Here is a 22,681-nt window from a genome sequence, read left to right on the forward strand (position 1 = left end):
CGTCGGACCGCCTCGCGCACGGATCGGACACACTGAGCCATGGACTCCTACCGCATCCCGGGCGACCCGCGGCCGGTCGTGGCCGGTCCCGCGACGGACCGGGCGACCTGCGTCCTGGCGCCCAACGCGAACGCCATGACGCTGGACGGCACCAACACCTGGCTGCTCCTCGAACCGGGCGCCGACCGGGCCGCCGTGATCGACCCCGGCCCGCTGCACGAGGGCCACCTGCGGGCCGTCCTCGCCGCGGCCGAGGAGCGGGGCGCACGCGTCGCCGAGATCCTGCTGACGCACGGCCACCCGGACCACTCCGAGGGCGCGGCCCGGCTCGCCGAGCTCGCGGGCTGCGGCGTACGGGCCCTGGACCCCGCGCACCGGCTGGGCGGCGAGGGCCTGGTCGAGGGCGACGTGGTCACCACCGGCGGCCTGGAGCTGCGCGTCATCGCCACCCCGGGGCACTCCTGGGACTCGCTGAGCTTCGTGCTGCCCGCCGACGACGTGGTGCTCACCGGGGACACCATCCTGGGCCGCGGCACCACGGTCGTCGCGCACCCCGAGGGCACCCTCGGCGACTACCTGGACTCGCTCGCCCGGCTGCGCGCCCTGGTGGACGCCGGCGAGGTCTCCCGGGTGCTGCCCGCGCACGGCCCGGTCCTGGACGACGCGCGCGGCGTGGTCGAGTTCTACCTGGAGCACCGGGCGCAGCGCCTGGTCCAGGTCGAGCAGGCCATGGCGCTCGGCGACCGCACCGCCCGCGAGGTGGTCGAGCGGGTGTACGCGAACGTGGACCAGAGCCTGTGGTGGGCCGCCGAGATGTCCGTCCGCGCCCAAATGGACTACCTGCAAAAGCGTGGCCCGCGCACCTGAGTCCCGCGGCGACCGCTTCTGACCCGGACCCAGCCCCGCACTCCGGCCCTGCGCCGTCCCCCATCAGCCCCGCAGCGTTCTGCGGGCATGCCGATGACCCGGTCCGCGGGAGCGGCCGGGTCATCGGCATCCGGGCCGGGGCCCGATGCGTCAGCGGGAGCGGCGCGAGAGGCGCTCGACGTCGAGCAGCACCACGGCCCGCGCCTCCAGGCGCAGCCAGCCGCGGCTGGCGAAGTCCGCGAGCGCCTTGTTGACCGTCTCGCGCGAGGCGCCGACCAGCTGGGCCAGCTCCTCCTGCGTCAGGTCGTGCGCGACGTGGATGCCTTCCTCGGCCGGCACGCCGAAGCGGCGCGACAGGTCGAGGAGCGCCTTGGCGACCCGGCCCGGCACGTCCGAGAAGACCAGGTCGCCCAGGCTCTCGTTGGTGCGCCGCAGGCGGCGGGCTATCGCGCGGAGCAGCGACAGGGCCACCTTCGGGCGGCCGTTGAGCCACGGCTGCAGGTCCTGGTGGCCCAGGCCCAGCAGGCGTACGTCGGTGAGCGCGGTGGCGGTGGCGGTGCGCGGTCCGGGGTCGAACAAGGACAGCTCGCCGAACATCTCGCTCGGGCCGAGCACCGCGAGCATGTTCTCGCGGCCGTCGTTCGAGCTGCGGTGCAGCTTGATCTTGCCTTCGATGACCACGTACAGCCGGTCGCCCGGGTCGCCTTCATGGAAGAGCGAGTCGCCGCGCTCGAGCCCCACCTCGGTCATGGAGGCACGCAGCTCGGCGGCGTCCTCGTCCTCGAGTGCCGCGAACAGCGGCGCCCGCTGCAGAACGTCGTCCACGAGGGGTCCCTCCTTGCCGGTCCCGATCACCCGATCGGAGCCTGGCGGTCAAACAGTGCGATCGGTCACAGTCTGACGCACGCGGATCAGGTTTGTTCACGCGGGTGGTCCGAGTCACTATCCGGAGGCATCCGGGTGTCTCGGACATATCCCCCTCGTGACCGGGTGTATGCACAGTGTGCGCACCTCATATGTAGCACCCGTCTGCGTACTCTGGCCGGGTGCCTGACAAAAAGCCGGAGAGCCGCCTCGCCCTCGTCCGCCGCGCCCGGCGCATCAACAAGGAACTGGGCGAGCTGTATCCCGGAGCGCACTGCGAGCTGGACTACGACGACGCATTTCAGCTGCTCGTGGCCGTGGTGCTGTCCGCGCAGACCACCGACCGCAGCGTCAACAACGTCACCCCGGCGCTGTTCGCGCGGTACCCGGACGCGGAGGCCCTGGCCCAGGCGGAGTCCGCCGAGCTGGAGGCGATCATCAAGCCGACCGGATTCTTCCGGGCGAAATCACGCTCGGTGATCGGACTCTCCCAGGCACTGTGCGACAAGTTCGGCGGCCAGGTGCCGCGCAAGCATGCCGATCTGGTCACGCTTCCCGGCGTGGGGCGCAAGACCGCCAACGTCGTGCTCGGCGAGGCGTACGGCGTGCCCGGCATCAGCGTCGACACGCACTTCGGCCGGCTCGCCCGGCGTTTCGGCTGGACCGCCGAGGAAGATCCGGTCAAGGTCGAGCACGAGGTCGGCGCGCTGTTCCCGAAGAAGGACTGGACGCTGCTCTCGCACCGGGTGATCTTCCACGGCCGGCGCGTGTGCCATGCGCGCAGGCCGGCCTGCGGCGCGTGCGGAATCGCACCGCTGTGCCCCGCGTTCGGGGAAGGGGAGACCGATCCGGTCAAGGCCCGCAAGCTCTTGAAGTACGAACTGGCCGGGCAGCCCGGCCAGCGCCTTCGGCCACCGGCGAAGCCGGTGCTCGCGACCGGGGCCGCACCCGACGTCGGGGCGGCACCAGGGGAGGGGACCGAATGACGGAGACCAGGCACGACGCGCCGCTGGTCGAGGACGGCCTGCCGGACTGGCTGACGCCGGTGGCGGAGGCCGCCCGGACGGTGCGCCCCGAGCAGCTGAGCCGGTTCCTGCCGCCCGCCGAGGGCGGCCGGCAGGCCGCGGTGCTGATGCTGTTCGGCGAGGGCCCGGACGGCCCCGACGTGCTGCTCCTGGAGCGCGCCGGCACGCTGCGCAAGCACGCCGGCCAGCCGGCCTTCCCGGGCGGCGCGATCGACCCGGAGGACGCCGGCCCGGTGGACGCGGCGCTGCGCGAGGCCCGCGAGGAGACCGGCCTCGACCCGGACTGCGTGCAGGTCTTCGGCATGCTGCCCTCGCTCTACATCCCGGTGAGCAACTTCGTGGTGGCCCCGGTGCTGGCGTGGTGGCGGGACGACTGCCCGGTGGCGCCGATGTCGGAGGGCGAGGTGGCGCGCGTGGTGCGGGTGCCGCTCGCGGACCTGGCCGACCCGGCGAACCGGGCCCGGCTGCGGCACACGACCGGCTACCTGGGCCCGGCGTTCCTCGTCGAGGACATGGTGGTCTGGGGCTTCACCGCGGGCCTGCTGGACCGCACGCTCGCCCTCGCCGGGTGGGAGCGGCCCTGGGACCAGGACCGGCAGGTCGAACTGACCGAGGCCGAGTGGCGGCTGGCCGGCCGCGACCGCGACCGCTACGAGCAGCGCATCGCGGGCGCGCCGGTGATCGAGCCGGTGATCGAGCCGCGCTGAGCGGGCCGCAGACCGGGCCCGCAGACCGGGCCGCCCGGACCGGCCGCACCGGGTGCGCGGACCGTCCGCGGCGCGCTGACGCGGTGTCAGGACGCCTGACCCGGCGGGCCCGAGGCATGTCCGGTATCCGTCACACGACGTCGACGACCCGGTCGCCGCTGCGGACATCCGCCGGTCCGCCGTGAGAACGTGAAGCGGTGAACGTCCTCGACCTGATTCTCATCGTCGCCGCCGTCGCGTTTGCGATCTCGGGTTACCGGCAGGGCTTCATCGTCGGTGTGCTGTCGTTCATCGGGTTCCTCGGCGGCGGTGTGCTCGGGATGTGGCTGGTGCCGTACATCCTGGAGCACTTCGAGCCGGGGCTCGGGCCGTCCATCGCGGCGATCTGCGTCGTGCTGGTGCTGGCCACCCTGACCCAGGCGATGGCGACCTCGCTGGGCAGCCGGCTGCGCCGCCACCTGACCTGGACCCCGGCGCGCATCGTGGACGCCGCGGGCGGTGCGGTGGTCAGCGTGTCCGCGCTGCTGGTCGTGGTGTGGCTGATCGGCTCGTCGGTGGCCGGGTCCACGATGCCGACGGTGGCCCGCGAGGTGCGCGGGTCGCAGGTGCTCGGCGGGGTCCAGCAGGTCCTGCCGCAGGGCGCCGACACGTGGTTCTCGTCGTTCAGCAACCTGCTGGACAGCAACGGCTTCCCGCAGGTGTTCAGCCCGTTCGTGCACGAGGACATCCCGCAGGTCCCGCCGCCGGACCAGGCGCTGCTCGCCTCGCCCGCGGTGCAGAAGTCCCGGGACAGCATCGTGAAGATCGTCGGCACCGCGAAGAGCTGCGGCAAGGTCATCGAGGGCTCGGGCTTCGTGTTCGCCCCCAACCGCGTCATGACCAACGCGCACGTGGTCGGCGGCGTGCGGAAGCCGACCGTGCAGGTCGGCGGCGAGGGCAAGCAGTACGACGCCGAAGTGGTGCTCTACGACTGGCGCCGCGACATCGCGGTACTGGCGGTCCCCGGACTCAAGGCGGCCCCGCTGGAGTTCGAGGCGAACGCGCAGCCGGGCGCCGACTCCCTGGTGATCGGCTTCCCGGAGAACGGCGCGTTCCACGTCGAGGCGGCCCGGGTGCGCGCCGAGATCAAGGCGGGCGGCCCGGACATCTACAAGCGGGGCACGGTCAGCCGCGAGGTCTATTCGCTGTACGCCAAGGTGCGGCAGGGCAATTCCGGCGGTCCGCTGATCTCGCCGAGCGGCAAGGTCTACGGCGTCATCTTCGCCAAGTCGCTGGACGACGAATCGACCGGCTACGCGCTCACCGCCGACGAGGTCCGCGAGGACGTCGAGGCGGGGATCCGCAACACCAAGCCGGTGGACACCCAGGGCTGCGCGCTCTGACACCCGCGTGCCGAGCGCGCGCCCGGATGCCCGCCCGCGGGCTACCGGGCGCGTATGCGCAGGGAGAGCCAGCGCACGCGCCGGCGCAGTATGGCGACGAGTCCATCGAGGTGCCCCGCACGATCGGGGGACGACCATTGGTACGTCCGGCTCATGTTCCGGCGCCTACCCAGGCGCTTCAGCGGATAACCGCGGGATGCCATGCGCACAGGATTTCATGCGCCGGTCTCGTCCCGGTTTGTAGAGAACTGCCAGGAAATCCGGTGCAGTTGATCCACTTGATCACAACGGGTCCGGCTCAGCGCTCCGGCTCGGGGTCCTTGAGCCAGCCCAGCAGTTCGTTGGTGAACGTGTCCGGTGCCTCTTCGTGCGGGAAGTGGCCGACGCCGTCCAGCAGCCGCCAGCGGTACGGCGCCTCGACGTAGCGGCCGGACCCGGCCGCGGTGCGCGGCAGGATCGCGCTGTCGAGCGCACCGTGCAGGTGCAGCGTCGGGACCATGACCGGTGTCTTCATGCGGGCCGCGTACTGCAGGCCGTCCGGGCGCGGCACCGAGCGGACCAGCCACCGGAAGTGCTCGGCGGCGCAGTGCGCGGTGCCGGGGATGAGCATCGCGCGCCGGTAGCGCTCCGCGGTCGGCGCGTCCGGCCAGCCCGGTGCGGCCCATTCGCGCATCAGGCGCTCGACCATCTCGGCGTCGTCGCGGACCAGTTGGCGCTCCGGGATCCAGGGGCGCTGGAAGGCGAAGATGTGCTTGGCGGCGGCCACCTGGTGCCGGTCGGTGAGCAGCGCGCTGCGCAGCCGGCGCGGGTGCGGCATCGAGACCGCGACCAGGCGGCGGACCAGCTTGGGCCGCAGGACCGCGGCGGTCCACGCCAGGGACGCGCCGAGCCCGTGGCCCACCACGATGGCGTCCGGCTCGCCGAGCGAGCGGATCACCCCGGTGACGTCGAGGGCGAGGGTGATCGGGTCGTAGCCGCGCGGCGGGCGGTCGCTGCCGCCGTACCCGCGCAGGTCCATCGCGACGGCCCGGAACCCGGCCTTGGCCAGCGCCTCCATCTGGTGCCGCCAGGCCCACCAGAACTCCGGGAAGCCGTGCAGCATCAGGACCACCGGGCCCTCGCCGAGCTCGGCGACGTGGAAGCGCGCACCGTTCGCCGAGATGTCCCGGTGGGTCCAGGGACCGTCGATGTTGACCGCAGAGCTCTCGGGAACCGTCACACCAGCAGAGTTGCACATCTCGGCGCGCGGCCGGTGGAGCCGGGCGCGCCCGGTACGTCACATGTGTGCAGGTCGCCGCCGCCGAGGCGGCTCCGCGGGGGCCGGATCAGCCGACGCTCTTGAGCGTGGCGACCGTCTCCTGGGTGCTGCGGATCGTGCGCTCCGGCGCCCGGACCTTCTTGAACGACTTCACGCCGAACAGGCCGAGCAGGACCGCCAGCAGCACGTAGAAGCCGCCGACGATCAGGAACGACCAGCCCAGGCCCAGGCCGAGCGCGTGGATGCCGTACGCCAGCGCCACGCTCAGGAACGGGAACGCGAAGAACAGCAGGGCGCCCGCGGCGATGAACGCACCGCTGCCCTTGGCGACCTGGATCGCGCTGACCTTCACCTCGCTCTTGGCCAGCTCGATCTCGCTGCGCACCAGCGTCGACATGTCGCGCGTGGCGTCCGAGAACAGTTCGCCCAGGGACCGCTGGGTGTCGACGGGCACGTCCTGTGCGCGGGGCCTCTCGGTGCCTGCCATGCTCTCTCCTCATTCGGGGCGGTCGTCCGGCGTCAGCCCCGATCATGCCGTGCCCCGGTATCGGCGATCCAGCGGGGCACGGCGTACGGGTGGGACGGATTGAAACGGATGGGAACGGATGGGAACGGACGGGAGCGGGAGGCTGCGGGGTCAGCCGTCGAGGTGCCGCAGCTTCTCCTGCCGGGCCGCGTCGGCGTCCTGCTGGTAGATGTCGGGGATGCCGTCCCCGTCGTCGTCGCGGTCCTCTTCCGCGACGAGCGCGCGGTACTTGTTGTTCCTTATCCGCAGCAGGACCGAGGCGAGCACCGCGGCGAGCAGCGAGCCGACCAGGACCGCGGCCTTGGCCTGGTCGGTCATCCCCGCCTCGCCCTCGAAGGCCAGTTCGCTGATCAGCAGCGACACGGTGAACCCGACGCCGGCCAGCATCGCCAGGCCGAGGACGTCGGCCCAGGCCAGGTCCTCGTTGAGCTCCGCGCGGGTGAACCGGGCGGCCAGATAGGTGCCGCCGAAGATGCCGATCGCCTTGCCCGCCACCAGGCCGATCACGATGCCGAGCGGCATGCGGTGCGTGAAGACGTCGGCCAGTGCGGATGCGGAGACCGCCACGCCGGCCGACATCAGCGCGAACACCGGGACCGCGAAACCGGCCGAGATGGGCCGGACCACATGCTCCAAGTGCTCGGCGGGCGAGGTCTTCTCGTCCTCGTCCGGCAGCACCCGCATCAGCAGGCCCATCGCGACACCCGCGACCGTGGCGTGCACGCCGCTCTCGTGGATCAGCGTCCAGATCGCCAGCGCGAGCGGCAGGTAGAACCACCAGCCGCGCACCCGGTGACGCTGCATCAGGTAGAAGACCACGAGGCCGGCCGCGGCGATCCCGAGGGCGGCGAAGTTCACGTCCTCGGTGTAGAAGACCGCGATGACCATGATGGCCAGCAGGTCGTCCACCACGGCCAGGGTGAGCAGGAAGGCGCGCAGCGCGGACGGCAGGTTCGTGCCGATGACCGCGAGCACCGCCAGCGCGAACGCGATGTCGGTGGCGGTCGGGATCGCCCAGCCTTCGAGCGAGTCGCCGCCCGCGTTGACCGCGAAGTAGAACAGCGCCGGCACCGCCATGCCGCACACCGCGGCGATCACCGGGAGGGCGGCCGCCGACGGGGTGCGCAGCTCGCCGACCACCAGTTCGCGCTTGAGCTCGATGCCGGCCACGAAGAAGAAGATCGCGAGCAGGCCGTCCGAGGCCCAGGCGCCCAGCGAGAGGTTCAGGTGCAGGGCCTCGGGGCCCACCGTGTAGTTCTTCAGGTCCTCGTAGGCACTGCTCCACCCCGAGTTCGCCCAGATCAGCGCGATGACCGCGGCGATCAGGAGCAGCGCGCCGCCGACCGTCTCGGTGCGCAGCGCGTCCGCGACGAAGTTCCGCTCGGCGAGGGTGGACGGCCGCCGCAGGAAGGTACGGCGGATGGCGGAACGCACGAAGGGGTCCTCCTGGTCGGACGGCTCGCAGGCGTATACCGCGCTGCGCTGCGGACAAAACAGGCAGATGCGCGGTGCGCACCTGTGCCGACCAGGCTTCCCGGCGTGCCTCCGGGCGAAGGAGACCCTTGGAGCATCGGGCGCCCGTGCCCCCTCGCCGCACCGGAATGCGGGCGCGCGGAGGCTGCCCCGACCCCGTCAGTGTAACGACAAGAAATGTCCGGGTATCGGGCCGGCCACCGAAAACCGTGCTACTCGGGCAGGCCCCAGAACGGGCCTTCGAGGCCGGCCTCGCGGAAGTACGCGGCGGCCTCGGCCGGTTCGCGGCGCCGGTAGTCCGGGTCCAGGCGCCCGGCGTACCAGCCGCGGGCCAGCTGCCACAGCGTCGGCAGGTCCATGACGTACCCGGGGGTGCCGCCGGTGGCCTTGAGCCAGGCGTCGACGCACCGGCGGCGGCAGAAGAGCCGCTGGTTTCCGCAGGTGTGGACGACGTCGTCCCACATGTGCGCGGCCGGCACCAGGAAGTGCGCGACGTGCCCGCCGGGCGGTGGGGCGTCCCGGCCCACCACCCAGGCGAGCGGCGCGCCGCAGCCCGGGCAGCGGGTCGCCACCAGGACCTCGGGCTCGCCGCCGACCAGGTGCGGGATCGCGAACGCGTCCCAGGCGCAGCCGCCCCACCACAAGGTGTGCGCGCCCATGACCGAGAACCCGAGAGGGACGGACGAGAACGGGTGGGCCATCACGATGCGATCGCCGGCGTCCAGCACCACATGGCGCTGCTCGTGCAGGGCGCGCAGCCCGCGGCGCACGGAGTCTTCGGGCGCCGCGAGGCGCAGGGCGAGTTCGGCGGGGGTGGGCGCGCGGCCGGTCGTCGCGAACGAGTCGTAGACGGCCAGCCGCAGTGCCTCGGAGTCCGGCGTCATGTCCCGGATTCTGCCCCGCAATATGCGCCGAAGCCCAGGATCGCCCGGTCCTCGGCCGGACGGCCGCAGGTCGCCCCGGTTTTTCCCTCGTCCGGGCGCGTGCGCCCGGGTAGCGTCGCGGACGGGCCGGACGCGAGGGGAGACGCTGTGAAGAGCCGCGGGAAGGATCGCAAGGTACCGGGGCCGGACAGTCCGTGGAACGAGATCATCCACAACCTGTGGATGGGCGGGCACTACTACCGCACGATGCATGGGGCCTACGAACCCGCCGTCGTACGCAATCAGTTCGATCTGGTCGTCAGTTTGTACGCGGCCGAGGGGCACGGCCCGAACCAGGGCATCGAGCACCACTGCACCGCGATACCGGACGACCCGCTCAGTCCCGTGCAGATAGCGGTCGTCGAGGAGATGGCGGCCGTCGTCGGGCAGGGACTGCGGGACGGGCGCCGCACGTTGGTGCGCTGCCACTCCGGCTACAACCGCTCCGGCCTGGTGGTCGCGCAGGTGCTGGTCGAGCTGGGCTACGACGCCCCCACCGCGGTGAAGATAATCCGCGAGCGGCGCTCGCCGTTCGCGCTCAACAACGACGTGTTCGTCGACTACCTGGACACCGGACTTGCGGTGGCCCGGCTGCTCACCGGGCTGGAGGAGTCGGCCTGAAGGGGCCGCCCGGCATCCGTCTCCTGACCCTTTCCGTATCTCTGCACCGCAACATCTCTGGACCGCAACAGGCCGACGGGCCCGGCCGGATCGCTCCGGCCGGGCCCGCGGCGTGTCGCTTGCCGGGCGGCTCAGTCCTCCGAGGCCGCCGACGGCAGCTTCGTCTGGATCAGGTCCATGACCGAGGCGTCGGTCAGCGTCTGGACGTCGCCCAGCTCGCGGTTCTCCGCGACGTCGCGGAGCAGCCGGCGCATGATCTTGCCGGACCGCGTCTTGGGCAGCTCGGGCACGATGAGGACGCGCTTCGGCTTGGCGATCGGGCCGAGCGTCGCGCCCACGTGGTTGCGCAACTCGTCGACCACGCCCGCGTCGTCGGCGGCCGAGCCGCGCAGGATCACGAACGCCACGATGGCCTGGCCGGTGGTCGGGTCCGCGGCGCCGACGACCGCCGATTCGGCGACCTTGGGGTGCGACACGAGCGCCGACTCGACCTCGGTGGTCGAGATGTTGTGGCCGGAGACGAGCATGACGTCGTCGACACGGCCGAGCAGCCAGATGTCGCCGTCCTCGTCCTTCTTGGCGCCGTCGCCCGCGAAGTACAGCCCGTCCCAGCGCGACCAGTAGGTGTCCTTGAAGCGCTCGTCGTCGCCCCAGATGGTGCGCAGCATGGACGGCCACGGCTCGGTGAGCACGAGGTAGCCGCCGCCGCCGTTCGGCACCGACGCGGCGTTGTCGTCCACGACGTCGGCCGCGATACCGGGCAGCGGGCGCATCGCCGAGCCGGGCTTGGTCTCGGTGACGCCGGGCAGCGGGCTGATCATCATCGCGCCGGTCTCGGTCTGCCACCACGTGTCGACGATCGGGGCGCGGTCGCCGCCGATGTTCTTGCGGTACCACATCCACGCCTCGGGGTTGATCGGCTCGCCGACCGAGCCGAGCACGCGCAGCGACGACAGGTCGAACTTGGCGGGGATGTCGTCGCCCCACTTCATGCAGGTGCGGATCGCGGTGGGCGCGGTGTAGAGGATCGTGACGCCGTACTTCTGCACGACCTCCCACCAGCGGCCCTGGTGCGGGGTGTCCGGGGTGCCCTCGTACATGACCTGGGTGGCGCCGTTGGAGAGCGGCCCGTACACGATGTACGAGTGCCCGGTGACCCAGCCGATGTCCGCGGTGCACCAGTAGACGTCGGTCTCCGGCTTGAGGTCGAAGACCGCGTGGTGGGTGTAGGACGCCTGGGTGAGGTAGCCGCCGGAGGTGTGCAGGATGCCCTTCGGCTTACCCGTGGTGCCGGAGGTGTAGAGGATGAAGAGCGGGTGTTCGGCCTCGAACGCCTCGGGGGTGTGGGTCTCCGGCTGCGCGTCGACGAGCTCGTGCCACCAGACGTCGCGGCCCTCGGTCCAGGCCACGTCCTCGCCGGTGCGGCGGACCACGAGGACGTTGCGCACGTCCGGGCAGGACGCCAGGGCGTCGTCGATCGCGGGCTTGAGCGCGGACGCCTTGCCGCGGCGGTAGCCGCCGTCCGCGGTGATGACCACGCGGGCGTCGGCGTCCTGGATGCGCGACGAGACCGCGTCCGCGGAGAAGCCGCCGAACACGACCGAGTGCGGGGCGCCGATGCGCGCGCAGGCGAGCATCGAGAAGACCGCCTCGGGGATCATCGGCAGGTAGATCGCCACCCGGTCGCCGGCCTGCACGCCCAGCCCGGTGAGCGCGTTCGCGGCCTTCGACACCTCGCGCTGCAGCTCGGCGTAGGTGATGGTGCGGCTGTCGCCGGGCTCGCCTTCCCAGTGGATCGCGACCCGGTCGCCGAGGCCGGCCTCGACATGCCGGTCCACGCAGTTGTACGCGACGTTCAGCTTGCCGTCCGCGAACCACTTGGCGAACGGCGCGTTCGACCAGTCCAGGGTCTCGGTGGGCGCGGTCGCCCAGTCCAGCCGGGCGGCCTGCTCGGCCCAGAAGCCCAGGCGGTCGGCGGCGGCCTGCTCGTACGCGGCGGCCGTGACGTTGGCCGAGGCGGCGAGCGCGGCGGGCGGAGCGAAGCGGCGCTCCTCTTTGAGCAGGTTGGACAGTGCCTCGCGGTTCTCGGCTGCGTCACTCACGCGTTTTCCTCCGTCGTGCAGACTTTGCGTGACATCTTCTATCGCCTGTAGCGAATCAGTGACCGGGCGGGGCTGACAAGAGGCCATCCGTAATTGGTTTAGACCTCTTCGGAGGGTGTGCAGGTACCCGGCGACCGGACGGCCGCGGCCCCGGATGAGACGCGCGACACGGTCCGGCCGTCCGGGTGAACGCGTGAGTGCGCGCGGGGACGGTCGGGCGGACGCGGTCAGCCTGCGGCAGGCGCCTCTGCTGCCTCCGGGTCCTCCATCGGCTCCCCGGGCGGCTGCCCATTGCCGCCCAGCTCCGGGGCGATCAAGGCGGGGTCCGCACCGAAGCCGAGGAACAGCTCGGCCCAGGTCTTGTCCAGCGCGGTCGGCCCCTTCCCGTCGCAGTACGGCTTGAGGCCGTTGGCCGTGTAGTGCCGCAGCAGCTCGAAGACCTTGGCGGTGTCGCCTTCCTCGGCGGAGGTGTAGTCGGCGCCCGGGTCCTGCGACTGGTGCTCCTGGCAGGTTGCGGACGCCGGGGCGGGGGCGAAGGCCCCTCCGCCGCCCGGCTGGGCGGACCCCTTTTTGTCCCCGCCTCCGCCGGAGCAGGCGGTCAGGACGAAGAGCACGGCGGCGGCGCAGACGGCGAGCCGTCGCCCGGACGTCCGGGTCGTGGTGGTGCGCATGGCGATTCCCCCTCGGGAACTGGGTGCTCGGCGGTCAGCCGAAGGCGGCAGGTGCGGACAGGCCGCGCCAGGCAAGGACCAGCCCGACGGCGACCACGAAAAGGGCGGTGAGGACAGGGGTGCGGCGCAGGACCGGCCGCGCGGCCTTGGCCAGGAGTGCGGCACGCCCGGAGACGGCCCCGCGCCGCACCCGGTCGCGTACGCGGACCAGCAGCAGTCCGGCGGCGGTCAGCACCGCGGCCATGCCGAGTCCGTACGCGAGGACCAGCAGCACGCCGAATGCCGTGCGGCCGAGGGCGATGGCGCCGAGCAGCACGACCAGCGCGGACGGGCTGGGGACGAGCCCGCCGGCGATGCCCATGCCGACGAGCACGCGGCGGCGCGGGGGTGGGCCGTCGGCCGGGCCGTGGTGGTGCGTGTGGGTGTGCGCGTGGTCGTGCTCGTGCTCATGCCCCGGCCCGTGGGTGCCCGGGTGGGCATGGGCGTGCGGGTGCGGGTGGCCGTGACCCGTGCCGGGGAAGGCGGTTGCGGCCGCCGACACAAGCTCGCGACCGGCGTGTTCGTGCCCGTGCCCGTGCCCGTGCCCGTGCCCGTGCTCGTGCGAGTGCCCGTGGCCGTGCTCGTGCGAGTGCGCGTGGCCGTGTTCGTGGGTGTGTCCGTGCACGAAGCCGGTGCCCCGCAATGCCGCACGCAGCAGCGTCACCCCGACCGCGGCGACCAGGATGCCGCTCGCGGCACCCAGGTAGGCCAGCACCGACTCGCCGGTGAGCGACGCCGACGCGGTCAACGCCAGCCCCAGCGCCAGCACCCCTGCGGTGTGCGTGAGCGTCACCGTGGCGCCGACCATGACCGCGTCGCGCACGCCCTGCCGGCGCCCGTCCGCATTGCGCAAGGCCAGGTAGGCGGCCATCACGGTCTTCCCGTGCCCGGGAAGTGCGGCGTGCGAGGCACCCAGCAGCAGGGCCAGGAGCACCGCGGCCAGCCCGGCGCCGACGGTGATGTCGTCCGCGCCGACGAGGTCGTCGAAGGTTTCCTGGACCGCGTCGTAGGCATCGGCCACGAAGCCCGGGAGCACCGAGTCCTCCGGCGTCGACACACGCGCCCCGGCCGGGGCGGCGTCGGTGCCGGGCCGTACGTCCAGCTCGACGGAACGCCGGTCGAGCGGCGACGACAGAAGATCCGTCGGGTAGTTGCGCAGCTCACCGCTCGTGCTGGCCCGCGGCGCCGCATCCAGTGGCAGGGCGACGCCCTCGCCCACCGCGGTGAACTCCCGCCAGCCGACCCGGTCGGCGAGGTGGTGCGAGGAGACCGCCAGCCGGGCGGGCCGGTCCAGCGCCGCGGCCGCGCTCAGCCGGCATTCGACGCGCGTGGTCGGCAATCCTCCGCTGCCCGGCTGCTGTTCCGCGCGCACCCCGGTCACGGTCCACACCGAAGCCCGGCCGTCGACGGTGATCCGCAGGTCGCGGGCCACGCGTCCGCAAGAGTCCGCGGCGTACGCGGCCAGCTCGGCGGCCGACGCCGTGCCGTCCCGGTCGCCGTCGATGCGGTCGCGTTCCTGGCGGGTCGGGATCTCGGCGAGGTCGAGCACCGCGAAGTCGTCGACGCGGTCCGGCCGCACGGTCAGCCCGTGGTACTGGTTCACGCTCAGGTTGCCCAGCGGGTGGGCTTCGGCGGCCGGTGCCCCGACGCCGGCCTGCGCGACCGCGGTCAGGGCGGCAGCGCCGAGCACCGCGCCGATGCGCTGCCTCGTACGCGACTTCACGACGCACCTCCGGGAGTTGCGGCAACCGGGGGCGCGCCCGTGGCGGACAGCGCCCGTTCGATCTCGGCCAGGTGCCGGACCGGAACCGGGTCGCGCCAGCCGTCCGCGAGGGCGCGGCGCGCATAACCGACGGCTTCTGCATCGCGGCCGTTGCGGTGCAGGGCCCAGGCGAGCGCGTCGGCGGTGAAGACCGATTGCCGGCGGCCCCACTCGGCCTCGGCACGGCGCAGCGCCTCGGCGGGGTCGCCGTGGTCGGCCTCGAACTGGGCGCGGGCCAGGTCGTCGCCGGCCCCGTTGGCTTCGAGGAGCGCGAACGACGCTGCAGACAGGTCGTATTGCGCCCGGGCCTCATCCGCTCGGCCGGCGGATTCGAGCAGTTCGCCGTACTCGGCGAGGAACTGCGGGACCGGCAGGGCAGCGGTCGCGGCCGCGTACTCGGCGAGGGCCTGGTCGCGGGCCGCGCCGCCGGGCAGCGCGGCCAGTGCGGCGCCGCGCCCGGCCCGCAGCGCGGGGTCGCCGGGAACGGCGGCAAGCCCCGCGTCGAAGTGCCTTACGGCAGCCGCCGGATCACCCTGCCGACGGGCGAGTTCGGCCAGGTAGCGGTGGCAGTATGCGACCTCGTCCGGTGAAGCGGCCAGGTCCAGGCCGCGCTGCAAGGCGGCCTGCGCCCCGGCCAGGTCGCCGCGCAGTTCCAGGTCGTATCCGGCCCGCGTGAACGCCGCGACCGAGGGCCGCAGGTCGAGCATCCGCTGGACGGCCGCGGTGGCCTCGGCCGCGGCGCCGAGTTGGGTGAGCGCATCGGCGAGTGCGCCGTAAGCAGTGGCGCTGTAGGGCTCGGCGGCTGCGGCGCGCGCGGCGAAGTCGCGGGCGGGGCCGAAGTCGTGACGGGCGTTGGCGAGCGCGGCCTGTGCGGCGAGCGCGGGCGCGTACGCCGCGTCGCCGGGAACCGAGCCGGCCAGCGCCCGGTCGAGCGCCTGCTGCGCGCGCGGGTAGTAGGTCGGGTCGCCGGTCACCCGCGCCTGCTCGACGTACGCCGCGCCCAAGGTGGCGAGCGCACGGGCATCGTCGGGCCGGGTACGCAGCTTCTGCTGTGCGGCCGCGATCACGGCGGCGAGCGAGCCGCGCCCGGAGGCGGCGTCCGGTGCGGCCGGCACCGCGGCCGCGGGTGCCGCCGCGGAACCCCGGTCCGGCAGCGCGACCAGCGCGGGTACGCCGACGAGCAGGGCCGCGGCGGCTGCCAAGGCCGCCGCCAGCCGGGCGGTCGCGTGCTTGTTCATGGTGGATCCCCCAGAGCCGACGGGCTGACGGGCGGTCGCCGGACCCGGGGGAGTGCCCCGGGTCCGGTCCAGGACCGCGTGGTCGTACATGCCGTGCCGTACTTGTGCGGGTACCGTCCGGCTGCGCTCAGCCCTTCGGCAGGGCGCGGTTGACCGCCCAGTACTCCGGCAATCCCACATAGGGGAAGGCGGCGCCGAAGTTCTTGTTGTTGACGTCGACCATGTCGCCCTTGGCGAGCGCGGGCACGAGCTTGCCGGTGACCGCGGCGCCTTCCAGGGCCTGGAGTTCGATGTCCACGACGTCGTCGGAGAGCCGGCGCCCGTTCGGGAATCCGGCCAGGTCGCCGCCCAGCACGCCGAGCCGGTTGGGCTTGGCCGCGGGCGGGACGGACATGTTGAGCCGCAGCTCTTCGGCGGGCACGAACTTCTTCGGGTCCACGTCCTTGTTGAGCAGCTGCGAGTTGAGGTCGGCCTTGATGGGTCCGCCGGCCGCGTTCGCGATGCCGGTCAGGAAGATCTCCACCAGGTCGTCGCGCGGCGTCGCCGGGGCCTTGAGGCCGTAGATCTTCTCGATCAGCTGCGGCACCTCGGGGTTCTTCACCCGGTCCACCAACTGCGGGACCTTGGCGTCCTGGTCGGGCGTCAGCGCGTTGAAGCGGTCCTTCAGCGCGGCGGGCACCACGACCTCGTTGACCAGCGGGTTGCCGAGCCGGGAGACCTGGATGTACTTGCCCCAGTCGCGGTTCTTGCCGTCCTCGGTGACGATGTCGAAGCCGCGGCGCTCGGTGGTGCTCCACACCCCGATGACCGGGTTGCGCGCCGCATCGCCGTTCAGCGCCAGGGTGTTCTTGGGCAGCTGCAGGGCGATGGTGTTGACGTTGTACCCGGCCACGGTGTCCTGGCCGACCTCGGACAGGTCGCCGCCGTAGAGCAGGTCGAAGACCCGCAGGTCGAGGAAGAAGGGGTCCTCGGTCTGGCCCGCGAAGACGCGGCCGCCGCCCGGCACGTCGGTGAGCGCTGCGTCGCGCAGTGCCTGGTAGTTCGGCATCGAGGCCTTGCCCACGTTGGACGGGGCGGCCACTGCGTTGTCGACGAGCACGCGCGAGCTCTTGCCGGGGCGGATCTCCTCGACCGTGTAGGTCTGCCGGAACAGCAGGTTCTCGTCGTCGAGGGAGGTGACCGGCCCGTTGTTGTAGAGGAACGTGCTGGTACCGCGCTTGTCCTGGTTCTTGAAGGTGAAGCGGTACGTCACGTCCGGCTTGCCGTCGCCGTCCGCGTCGACGTTGAGGTTGTAGCGGGCGTCCGCGGCGAACGGGTAGAAGTTCGGCCCGCCGTTCGGCTCCTGGAACGGCACGAAGTTCGCCACCAGGGTGACGGTGTCCGTCCGGTCCGGGCTGACGAACGCGTAGACGTCGGTGTTGTCCAGCTGCGGGCTGGTCGCGATGAGCGGCGCCTCGCGGTGGCTGGACGCCCCGGCCCGGTCCAGGCCGGGGAACGCGAGAGTGGCGGTGGCCAGGAAGGCGCCGGCGCCGAGCAGGGCGACGGCCGGCGTGGTCCGGCGGCGCCGGCCCGGGCGCGGGCCCGGGAGTGCGGTGGCGGCCGCCGCCGTGGAGGCGTGGCCGTTCGTACGGGTCATGGCAGTGCCCTTCGGTCCTGGGACGGCTCCGCGCCCGCCGGTCGGGCGGGCGCGGATTTGTCGGTGCGGACCGGGTCCCCGGTGCACCGCCACGACGCCTGCAGACGTCTCGTTGTGGCGGTCTGTGTCCACCCCTGTTTCGGAGCGGAACGCCCGGAGGTTGGGCGGGACTTCGAACTTCTTTCCGGAGCAGCCCAGAGGGGTTCGGAGCAGACCGGTCCAGCCTGGATCAGGCTGGACCGGACCGGACCGGATCAGGCCGGGGCGGCCTCGAATTCCTGCTCCAGGGCGGGCGGACCGGCCTGTTCGGCTTCGTCGCCGCCTGGCGCGTCCACCGGTTCGAAGCGCCCGGTGGCGGCGTCGTGCACGTACATCTGGGCGGATGCCAGATCGAAGTACAGTCCGAAGAGCCGGAGTTGCCGGTCCTCGACGGCACGGTGCACGACCGGGTGGCCGAGCAGGTTGTCGAGCTGCTGCAGCACATTGGTGAGGCACAGCTGCTCGACGGGCGGCGGCGCGTAGCCGGACAGGGTGGGGGCCGGGCGCGCGGCGAACCGGTCCAGGCTGGCGCGCCCGTTGGCCAGCCAGCGCCGCAGGTGCGGGGTGTTGTCCGGGACGCCGTGGGCGCCCTCGCCGCCCGCCGCCGGGGCGGTGGAGTCGAGCAGCGCCTGCATGGCACCGCACCCGGAGTGCCCGCAGACGGTGATGCTGCGGACGCCGAGCACCGAGACCGCGTACTCGATCGCGGCGCCCACCGAGTCGTCGCCCGGGTCGGCGACCAGGTGCAGCGGCACGAGGTTGCCGACGTTGCGGACCGTGAACAGGTCGCCGGGGCCGCTCGCGGTGATGAGGTTCGGCACGATGCGCGAGTCCGCGCAGGTGATGAACAGCTGGGCGGGGTTCTGCCCTTCGAGGGCGAGGCGCTCCAGGAACGGCTGGACCAGGGGTGCGGTGCGCAGCTGGAACTCCCGGGTGCCGGCCACCAGCGGGTGCGCGGGCGGGCGGCCGCGGCGCGGGTGCAGCCGCTGCCAGTGCCACCACGGGGCGAACCAGCGTGCGGACGGGGTGGGTCCGACGCGTCCCGAGCCGGGCTGGCCTTCGGCGGCGCGCACGTAGTGGTCGTCGTGGATCTCCTCGATCTCCACCTGGCCGCCGCCCGCGACGTATCCGGTCCGCCACGAGTGCACGGCCTCGAACGCGGCTTGGTCGAGGTAGTCGACGGTGAGGTCGAGGACCACGTGCTCGCCGGGCGGCAGGCGGTCCAGGATGCGCGACAGCCGCGGCACCGACAGGAAGCTGAGCGAGCCGTGCACTTCCACGTGCAGCGCGCCGTCGCGCTCGTAGGTGTGCACGGTGCTGCGGCCGAGCCGGACGAGCGCCATCACCACGGCGGCGACGACGCCGAGCGCCACGCCTTCGAGGACGCCTGCGAACACGACGCCGGCCACGGTGGCGACGTACGCCGGGAACTCGCGGTGCCGGTGCACGTGCCGGATGTGCGCGCGGTTGACCATCTGCATGCCGACGACCATGACCAGCGCGGCCAGCGCGGCCAGCGGGATGCGCTGCACGAACCCGGCCAACAGGCCGGCGAACAGCAGCACCCAGAAGCCGTGCAGCACGGTGGCGGTACGGGTGACCGCCCCGGCCCGGATGTTGGCGGTGGAGCGGATTGCACCGCCCGACACCGGGAAGCCGCCGGCCAGGCCGGATACGACGTTCCCGAGCCCCTGGGCGGCGAGTTCGCGGTCCAGGTCGGCGGACCGGCCGGGCCGCATGCGGTCGGTGGCCACCGCGGACAGGAGCGATTCGACGCCGCCGACCACCGCCACGGTGACCACCGCGGTGAGCAGTCCGGCCCAGCCGTACCCGGTGGGCAGCGCGGGCAACGTCAGGACGGTGCCCGGCAGGTCGACGCGCGCGACCGGCATGTCCAGCAGCACGGCCACCAGCGTGGCCAGGCCCACCGCGACCAGCGGGGCGGGCAGCCGGCGCAGGGCGCTCGGCCGGGCCGGGAGCAGCGGCCAGGCCAGCAGCACGGCCACGGTCAGCAGGCCGATGGTCAGTTCGGGCGCGCGCAGCGCGGCGAACTGGCCCGGGAGTTCGCGCAGGTTGTCCAGCGCGGCGCTCTGCGGCGAGCCGCCGAGCACGACGTGGAACTGCGCGATGGCGATGACGATGCCGATGCCGGCGAGCATGCCGTGCACGATCGCCGGGGACAGCGCGAGGGCCGCGCGGGCCACCCTGGCGAGGCCGAGGAGCACCTGGAGGACGCCGGCCAGCACGGTGATCGCGCAGGTGACGCGCCACCCGTAGGTGCCCACCAGGCCGGCCACCACCACGGTCAGGCCGGCCGCCGGGCCGCTGATCTGCAGCGGGGCGCCGCCCAGGGTGCCGACCAGGATGCCGCCCACGACCGCGGCGATGATGCCCGCGGTGAGCGGGGCGCCGGCGGCGAGGGCGATGCCCAGGGACATCGGGATGGCGATGAGGGACACGACGAGCGAGGCGCCCAGGTCGTGCCCGAACGCGGCCCGCTTGGCGCGGAACCGGGGACTGCGGGTGAAGCGGGTGCTTGGAGAACTGCGGGGACTGCGGGGATCGCGGGGGGACGGCTCGGGCGGGGTCGGCCCGGGCGGTCGGGGTGTGGGCGCGGACGCAGGGAGGGGCATGGTCCCGTCTCCTCCGGGTGGTCAGCTGACGCCGGCTTTGCGGGCCGGGCGAACAGTTGGTCAGGCGGGGCTGGCGGGTGGCCGAGTGGGGTGCCTTGTGGGCAGGGGGAGTCGGCGGCGAAAACGCCAAGGTTGCGCTAAGTAGTCTTTACGTTACCTTCAGTTTCTCATCTAGAAACGGTAAAAAGCCCACTCAAACGGGTGAAAGAAATCCGCGGGGCGTGAGCCGTGACCTTCGGGCGACCGCCGAGTTGTCACCTACAGTGATGTGTCTTGCTTCACATGGCCGGTGCGTGAGCAGCACCGAATGCCGGGTATGCGGCGATGGTCGCCGGGTACCGGTGCAACCGGGCGGCGTCGCTGTGCGTGTTTGTGGACAAGTGGTGGTGCCGCATCCGCCCCGGACCGTCCGGTCCCGTCAACGTTTGAGGTGAACTGTGCGTTCTGTCCGAGGCGCTGCCGTCCTTGTGGTGGTGGCGGTCCTGGCCGCCATCGGCTTCGTCGTGTTCGCAAAGAGCGGGGACGACAAGGACTCGGGTGCGTCCGCAGCCAAGAACTCCGGCCCCGGACCGACCGGCAGTTCCTCCGGTTCACCGTCCCCGAACGGGGACCGCACGGGCACGCCCATCGGCGACGGTTCGACCAGCGACACCGGCCCGCAGCCCAACCAGCCCAAGGCCGAAAAGCTCAAGCCGGGCGAGAAGCCCCCGCAGTTCGTGATCTTCTCGTGGGACGGCGCCGCCGAGATGGACGGCGTCAACCTCGTCTCGCGCTTCCGCAAGGTGGCCCGCGAGAGCAACGCGTACATGACGATGTTCCTCTCCGCCATCTACGTGCTGCCCGAGTCGAAGAAGGCGCTCTACACCGGCCCCCGGCACGGCCCCGGCGCCTCGGACATCGGCTTCCTGTACGACAAGAACGAGCGCGCGACTCTGGTGCAGATGCGCGAGTCGTGGCTCGAGGGCGACGAGATCGGCACCCACTTCAACGGCCACTTCTGCGGCGCCAAGGGCGGCGGCAGCTGGACCGTGGAGGAGTGGAAGAAGGAGATCGAGCAGGTCTACTCCTTCGTGCAGAACTGGCGCACCAACTCCGGTTGGAACGACATCCCGTCGCTGCCCTTCGACTACAAGAAGGAGCTCATCGGCGGCCGCGCCCCGTGCCTCGAGGGCCAGAAGAACCTGATGGCGGCGTCCAAGGAGTTCGGCTGGCGCTACGACACCAGCGGCCCGGGCGGCAACCAGGTGTGGCCGAAGAAGGTCGACGGGATCTGGGACCTGCCGCTGCAGTCGCTGCCCTGGCCCGGGTCGGGCAAGACCCAGCTGTCGATGGACTACAACATCCTGATGCAGCAGACCAACGGCAAGAAGGACACCCCGGCCGCGCAGCTGCCCGCACTCGAGAAGCAGGCCACCGACTTCTTCATCGGCGGCTTCGAGCGCGCGTACACCACCAACCGCGCCCCGCTGGTCATCGGCAACCACTTCGAGACGTGGAACGGCGGCATCTACATGAACGCCGTCGAGAACACGATGCGCGCGGTGTGCAAGAAGGACGGCGTGCGCTGCGCGTCGTTCCGGCAGTACGTGGACTGGCTGGACGCGCAGGACCCGGCCGTGATCGCCAAGCTGCAGGGCCTGGGCGTCGCCCAGGCGCCGGCCGACTGGGCTGCGATCACCGGCGGCGGCGCGGGCGCCCCGCCGGCCGCCAACGGCTCCGCCGCGTACGTTCCCCCGGTGCGCCGGGAGGGCTGAGCCGCAACTCGTTGCCCATGAAGGGCGGGTCCGCAGCAGCGGACCCGCCCTTCGCGCGTACCGGTCGTGGTCAGGTCCGGGACGCGAGCGCCTGCGGGCCGAGCACGAACCCGGGGTCGACCTGGGACGTCAGGTCCACGCCGGTCCGGGAGTTCGCCCAGCTGTGCGCGTTCTTGATGTGGAACTCGGCCATCTGCTCGGTGTAGCGCGTCCAGTCGCGGCGCTCGTGGGTGGCGTCCACCGCCTCGCGCATGCGCTCCAGCGCGGCCCGGTTGTCCGGTTCCAGATCCGCGAAGTCCGGCGTGCGGCCCTTCTCCAGGTCGCGCACGAACTCCGACTGCCCGGTCCAGGTCAGCAGGTCGGCGCCGACGTGCTCGCGCAGGAAGGCGAGGTCGTCGGGGCCCTGCACCTTGTTGCCGACCACGGCCAGCGAGATGTCCCAGTCCCGGGCGTACTCGCGGTACTGCCGGTAGACGCTGACGCCCTTGCGGGTCGGCTCGGCGATCAGGAACGTCATGTCGAAGCGGGTGAACAGTCCGGAGGCGAAGGCGTCGGAGCCCGCCGTCATGTCCACCACCACGTACTCGCCCGCGTCGTCCACGAGGTGGTTGAGCATCAGCTCCACCGCGCCGACCTTGGAGTGGTAGCAGGCCACCCCCAGGTCGTCCTCCTGGAACGGGCCGGTCGCCATGATCCGCATGCCGCTGCAGCAGCTGCCCACCGGCCGCCGGCACGCGTCATAGATCGGGTTGTCCTCGTCCAGCCGGAGCAGCCGGGAACCCCGGCCGGGCGGCGTGGTCTTGACCATCTCGTCGGCCGAGCCGATGCGCGGGTTGTCCCCGCGCAGGTAGTCCTTGATGAGCGTGAGGTGCGCACCGAGCGGCGGGATCGCCGCGGCGCGCTCCTCGGTCAGCCCGAGGGCCACGCCGAGGTGCTGGTTGATGTCCGCGTCGACGGCGAGCACCGGGAGCCGGGCCGCGCCGAGATGGCGGACGAAGAGGGAGGACAGCGTGGTCTTGCCGCTGCCGCCCTTGCCGACGAAGGCGATCTTCACGAGGCCGGTCCTTCCGTGCGTGTGCCGTGCGGCCGGGCCGCGGTGGGCCGCCCCGGCTTGTCGGGAGTGACAATCGTTTTCGACAAGGATCATCGGTTGCGGTGCGT

The 22,681-nt window shown here is 72.3% G+C and carries 18 protein-coding genes; 6 read left to right on the forward strand and 12 right to left on the reverse strand.

Features of this window, described 5'->3' with window-relative positions; translation table 11 throughout:
* The first annotated feature begins 39 nt into the window (after window positions 1–39).
* Window positions 40–867, forward strand: a complete 828-nt coding sequence (locus tag LZ495_RS18585) for an MBL fold metallo-hydrolase (RefSeq protein WP_235053406.1) — start codon at window positions 40–42, stop codon at window positions 865–867.
* Between the two features lie 150 nt (window positions 868–1,017).
* On the opposite strand, the gene LZ495_RS18590 is transcribed toward LZ495_RS18585, so the two are convergent.
* Window positions 1,018–1,692: a Crp/Fnr family transcriptional regulator gene (locus tag LZ495_RS18590; protein ID WP_235053408.1), complete on the reverse strand. Its 675-nt coding sequence runs from the start codon at window positions 1,690–1,692 to the stop codon at window positions 1,018–1,020.
* 221 nt (window positions 1,693–1,913) lie between these two features.
* Between LZ495_RS18590 and nth the strand changes: the two genes are divergently transcribed.
* From nth to LZ495_RS18605, 3 genes are all read left to right on the forward strand, one after another.
* Window positions 1,914–2,717, forward strand: a complete 804-nt coding sequence (nth, locus tag LZ495_RS18595) for an endonuclease III (protein ID WP_235053410.1) — start codon at window positions 1,914–1,916, stop codon at window positions 2,715–2,717.
* Window positions 2,714–3,463, forward strand: coding sequence for an NUDIX hydrolase (locus tag LZ495_RS18600; protein ID WP_235053411.1), 750 nt, complete (start codon window positions 2,714–2,716; stop codon window positions 3,461–3,463). The genes nth and LZ495_RS18600 overlap by 4 nt, the downstream gene beginning before the upstream one ends.
* A 197-nt stretch (window positions 3,464–3,660) precedes the next feature.
* Window positions 3,661–4,845, forward strand: coding sequence for a MarP family serine protease (locus LZ495_RS18605; RefSeq protein ID WP_235053412.1), 1,185 nt, complete (start codon window positions 3,661–3,663; stop codon window positions 4,843–4,845).
* Window positions 4,846–5,143: 298 nt separating this feature from the next.
* On the opposite strand, the gene LZ495_RS18610 is transcribed toward LZ495_RS18605, so the two are convergent.
* From LZ495_RS18610 to merB, 4 genes are all read right to left on the reverse strand, one after another.
* Complete coding sequence (locus tag LZ495_RS18610; RefSeq protein ID WP_372498594.1) at window positions 5,144–6,082, reverse strand: alpha/beta fold hydrolase; 939 nt, start codon at window positions 6,080–6,082, stop codon at window positions 5,144–5,146.
* An 88-nt stretch (window positions 6,083–6,170) separates the two neighbouring features.
* Window positions 6,171–6,590 carry a phage holin family protein gene (locus tag LZ495_RS18615; RefSeq protein ID WP_235053414.1) on the reverse strand — a complete coding sequence of 140 codons (420 nt, stop codon included), beginning with the start codon at window positions 6,588–6,590 and terminating at the stop codon, window positions 6,171–6,173.
* Between the two features lie 150 nt (window positions 6,591–6,740).
* Window positions 6,741–8,063 carry a Na+/H+ antiporter NhaA gene (nhaA, locus tag LZ495_RS18620; RefSeq protein WP_235053415.1) on the reverse strand — a complete coding sequence of 441 codons (1,323 nt, stop codon included), beginning with the start codon at window positions 8,061–8,063 and terminating at the stop codon, window positions 6,741–6,743.
* Between the two features lie 251 nt (window positions 8,064–8,314).
* Complete coding sequence (gene merB / locus LZ495_RS18625; protein WP_235053416.1) at window positions 8,315–8,986, reverse strand: organomercurial lyase; 672 nt, start codon at window positions 8,984–8,986, stop codon at window positions 8,315–8,317.
* A 147-nt stretch (window positions 8,987–9,133) separates the two neighbouring features.
* Between merB and LZ495_RS18630 the strand changes: the two genes are divergently transcribed.
* Window positions 9,134–9,646 carry a protein-tyrosine phosphatase family protein gene (locus LZ495_RS18630; RefSeq protein WP_235053418.1) on the forward strand — a complete coding sequence of 171 codons (513 nt, stop codon included), beginning with the start codon at window positions 9,134–9,136 and terminating at the stop codon, window positions 9,644–9,646.
* 131 nt (window positions 9,647–9,777) lie between these two features.
* Here LZ495_RS18630 and acs read toward each other — a convergent pair whose 3' ends face one another.
* The 6 genes from acs to LZ495_RS18660 all read right to left on the reverse strand — a co-directional run bounded on the left by acs (window position 9,778) and on the right by LZ495_RS18660 (window position 19,766).
* On the reverse strand, window positions 9,778–11,748 hold the full coding sequence (gene acs, locus LZ495_RS18635; RefSeq protein WP_235053420.1) for an acetate--CoA ligase: 1,971 nt from the start codon (window positions 11,746–11,748) through the stop codon (window positions 9,778–9,780).
* A 227-nt stretch (window positions 11,749–11,975) separates the two neighbouring features.
* A complete protein-coding gene (locus tag LZ495_RS18640) occupies window positions 11,976–12,419 on the reverse strand; it encodes a hypothetical protein (RefSeq protein WP_235053422.1) in 444 nt (147 codons plus the stop codon).
* Window positions 12,420–12,453: 34 nt separating this feature from the next.
* Entirely contained in the window at window positions 12,454–14,181 is a 1,728-nt protein-coding gene (locus LZ495_RS18645) for a nickel transporter (protein WP_235053423.1), read from the reverse strand.
* Complete coding sequence (locus tag LZ495_RS18650) at window positions 14,178–15,458, reverse strand: tetratricopeptide repeat protein (RefSeq protein ID WP_235053424.1); 1,281 nt, start codon at window positions 15,456–15,458, stop codon at window positions 14,178–14,180. Before LZ495_RS18650 ends, LZ495_RS18645 begins: the two co-directional genes overlap by 4 nt.
* A 127-nt stretch (window positions 15,459–15,585) precedes the next feature.
* Window positions 15,586–17,094: a DUF4331 domain-containing protein gene (locus LZ495_RS18655; RefSeq protein WP_235053425.1), complete on the reverse strand. Its 1,509-nt coding sequence runs from the start codon at window positions 17,092–17,094 to the stop codon at window positions 15,586–15,588.
* Window positions 17,095–17,348: 254 nt separating this feature from the next.
* The gene (locus tag LZ495_RS18660; protein ID WP_235053427.1) at window positions 17,349–19,766 is read right to left on the reverse strand and encodes a SulP family inorganic anion transporter; all 2,418 of its coding nucleotides are present in this window, start codon (window positions 19,764–19,766) and stop codon (window positions 17,349–17,351) included.
* 437 nt (window positions 19,767–20,203) lie between these two features.
* Between LZ495_RS18660 and LZ495_RS18665 the strand changes: the two genes are divergently transcribed.
* On the forward strand, window positions 20,204–21,520 hold the full coding sequence (locus tag LZ495_RS18665) for a polysaccharide deacetylase family protein (protein WP_235053429.1): 1,317 nt from the start codon (window positions 20,204–20,206) through the stop codon (window positions 21,518–21,520).
* Window positions 21,521–21,590: 70 nt separating this feature from the next.
* Here LZ495_RS18665 and LZ495_RS18670 read toward each other — a convergent pair whose 3' ends face one another.
* Window positions 21,591–22,574 carry an ATP-binding protein gene (locus LZ495_RS18670; RefSeq protein WP_235053431.1) on the reverse strand — a complete coding sequence of 328 codons (984 nt, stop codon included), beginning with the start codon at window positions 22,572–22,574 and terminating at the stop codon, window positions 21,591–21,593.
* Window positions 22,575–22,681: the final 107 nt, after the last annotated feature.

The organism is Yinghuangia soli, assembly GCF_021502675.1.
In the GTDB taxonomy this organism is placed as follows: domain Bacteria; phylum Actinomycetota; class Actinomycetes; order Streptomycetales; family Streptomycetaceae; genus Yinghuangia; species Yinghuangia soli.

Excerpts from the sequence above, each read along its gene's own strand:
- LZ495_RS18650 (WP_235053424.1), bottom strand. The coding sequence starts at position 15,458 with ATGAACAAGCACGCGACCGCCCGGCTGGCGGCGGCCTTGGCAGCCGCC.
- LZ495_RS18610 (WP_372498594.1), bottom strand. The coding sequence starts at position 6,082 with ATGTGCAACTCTGCTGGTGTGACGGTTCCCGAGAGCTCTGCGGTCAAC.
- LZ495_RS18640 (WP_235053422.1), bottom strand. The coding sequence starts at position 12,419 with ATGCGCACCACCACGACCCGGACGTCCGGGCGACGGCTCGCCGTCTGC.
- merB (WP_235053416.1), bottom strand. The coding sequence starts at position 8,986 with ATGACGCCGGACTCCGAGGCACTGCGGCTGGCCGTCTACGACTCGTTC.
- LZ495_RS18660 (WP_235053427.1), bottom strand. The coding sequence starts at position 19,766 with ATGCCCCTCCCTGCGTCCGCGCCCACACCCCGACCGCCCGGGCCGACC.
- LZ495_RS18615 (WP_235053414.1), bottom strand. The coding sequence starts at position 6,590 with ATGGCAGGCACCGAGAGGCCCCGCGCACAGGACGTGCCCGTCGACACC.
- LZ495_RS18600 (WP_235053411.1), top strand. The coding sequence starts at position 2,714 with ATGACGGAGACCAGGCACGACGCGCCGCTGGTCGAGGACGGCCTGCCG.
- LZ495_RS18655 (WP_235053425.1), bottom strand. The coding sequence starts at position 17,094 with ATGACCCGTACGAACGGCCACGCCTCCACGGCGGCGGCCGCCACCGCA.
- LZ495_RS18585 (WP_235053406.1), top strand. The coding sequence starts at position 40 with ATGGACTCCTACCGCATCCCGGGCGACCCGCGGCCGGTCGTGGCCGGT.